This is a genomic window from Acidithiobacillus sp. TH-A36, from assembly GCF_057473445.1.
Genome location: NZ_JBYCKP010000056.1, coordinates 1 through 2,192 on the forward strand (window position 1 = coordinate 1; position 2,192 = coordinate 2,192).

Annotated in this window: 2 protein-coding genes; one reads left to right on the forward strand and one right to left on the reverse strand. The window is 55.7% G+C overall.

Annotated elements, in window-relative coordinates:
- On the forward strand, positions 1-1,095 hold a 1,095-nt coding region (locus tag AC2VLY_RS01410), incomplete at its 5' end, for an ABC transporter ATP-binding protein (protein ID WP_486921654.1).
- Between the two features lie 81 nt (positions 1,096-1,176).
- Here AC2VLY_RS01410 and gcvPB read toward each other — a convergent pair.
- A partial coding sequence (gcvPB, locus tag AC2VLY_RS01415; protein WP_486921655.1) for an aminomethyl-transferring glycine dehydrogenase subunit GcvPB occupies positions 1,177-2,192 on the reverse strand: 1,016 nt, incomplete at its 5' end.

The following is a 2,192-nucleotide window of genomic DNA, read 5'->3' on the forward strand; positions in this document are numbered from 1 at the left end:
CGCCAGAGAGGCAACTCCCAGCAGGAACAGATGGGCGAAATCATGGATCAGTTTTCGCAAAGCCTGCGGGGTGTGGAAGTCATTAAAAGTCAGGGGGGTGAACCTTTTGAGGCCAGACGTTTTGGACACCAGGCCCGGCACTATTTCGAATTGATGATGCAGATCGCCCGGATTCAGAAAGCCACGGTGCCGGTCATGGAAATGATCGCCGCCCTTGGGATTGCCGCCATTATCTACCTGGGCGGCAGCCAGGTCGTTAATGGCAACATGAGCACCGGTGCCTTTTTCAGCTTTTTTACGGCCCTGGGGCTGATTTATGAACCCCTGCGACAACTCTCTTCCGCCAATAATCAATTGCAGCAAGGATTGTCAGCCGCAGACCGGCTTTTTGCCTGGCTGGATCAACCTTCGGAACAGGCTGTCATTACCACTGAACCGCGTCCCTGGGGGACCTGGCAATGTCACAATCTGCGCCTGCAACTGGGCCAGGAATCCATTCTTCAGGGACTGGATATTTGCATTCCACCGCTCACCACCACCGCCTTTGTGGGCCCCAGTGGCAGCGGAAAAACCAGCCTGATACGGGTGATTCTGGGCCTGCTTCCGGCCAGCAGTGGCCGTATTACCGTTGCCGGTATGGATAAAAATCAGATCCCTGCGGGAGACTATCGGAGTTATTTCAGCTTTGTAGCGCAAGAACCGGTTTTGTTCAGTGGCAGCGCCCTCAGCAATATTGCTTACGGTGAAGACACTCCCGATCCTCATCGCGCCGAAATTGCTGCCCGGCAGGCGCATGCCTGGGATTTTCTGGCCCTGAGTGGCGGACTGGACAGTCCCATCCAGGGGAATGGCGCGAATTTTTCCGGAGGTCAGCGTCAGCGTCTGGCCATTGCCCGCGCACTGTATCTGGATCGCCCCGTGCTGGTACTGGATGAAGCGACCAGCAATCTCGACAGCGAAAGCGAAGAACGCATTGCTGAAACTCTCGCAGAATTGCACGGCAAAAAAACCATCCTCATTGTCGCCCATCGACCCCGCACCACCCGTCTGGCTGATCAGGTCATTCGGCTGGAACGAGGAAAAGTGATTTCCTGAATTAATTCAGTCTGAAATTCGTAGTGAGGGTAAATGCTGGCTGGACAGCTGCCGGCAACCTGCCGGTCACACGGAGGCTCGTCATTCCTGTGCTGCCGATACATCCAGCTTGCGGGCGGCCAGCGCCTCATCCAGTCGACCAACTGGCAAATGATGGGGAGCTTCCCGCAGCAATTCCGGCTGCTCCAGCGCTTCCTGGCGAATCTGCACCATGACCGCGACAAAGCGATCCAGCGTTGCCTTGCTTTCGGTTTCGGTCGGCTCTATGAGCAAACATTCGGGCACCAATTGTGGAAAATAAATAGTCGGAGCATGAATACCAAAGTCCAGCAGCCGTTTTGCCACATCCAGCGCGCGAATGCCTGTGGCTTTGTGCAAGTCACTCACTGACAGGATAAATTCATGACTGGCACGACGTTCCGGGAAAGCCGCCTGATAACCCAGGCGCTGCAGTTCTTTAAGCAGGTAGTTGGCATTGAGGGCAGCATAGGCGGATACCCGCCCTACACCGCTACGGCCCAGTCGCCGAAGATAAGCATGGGCACGCAGCAATACGCCGATATTTCCACCATGTGCACTTAAATGACCAATACTTTGTGGAAGGTCTTCAGCACGCATCCAGCGCAAGGCCCCATGCGGCTCTTTCAAAACCGTGGGCAGTGGCAAAAAGGGCTTGAGGCGTTCCTGCACAGCCACAGCACCGGCCCCCGGTCCACCCCCACCATGGGGAGTGGCAAAGGTTTTGTGCAGGTTCAGATGCATCACATCAAAACCCATCTGACCGGGCTGAACTCGGCCAAGAATGGCATTGAGATTGGCACCATCATAGTAAAGTAGGCCCCCGGCGGCATGCACATGCTGGGCAATTTCTGCAATACGTCTTTCAAAAACCCCCAAAGTCGAGGGATTAGTGAGCATGATTCCCGCGACATCCGGACCCAGGTGAGCATCCAAGGCGGCCATATCCAGATCACCATCGGGCAGGTTGGGGATTTCGATAACCTCAAATCCGGCCATTTGCGCACTGGCTGGATTGGTACCATGGGCCGCCGTAGGAATCAGCATCTTGTTGCGCCCGGTATCTCCCCGCGCCAGAT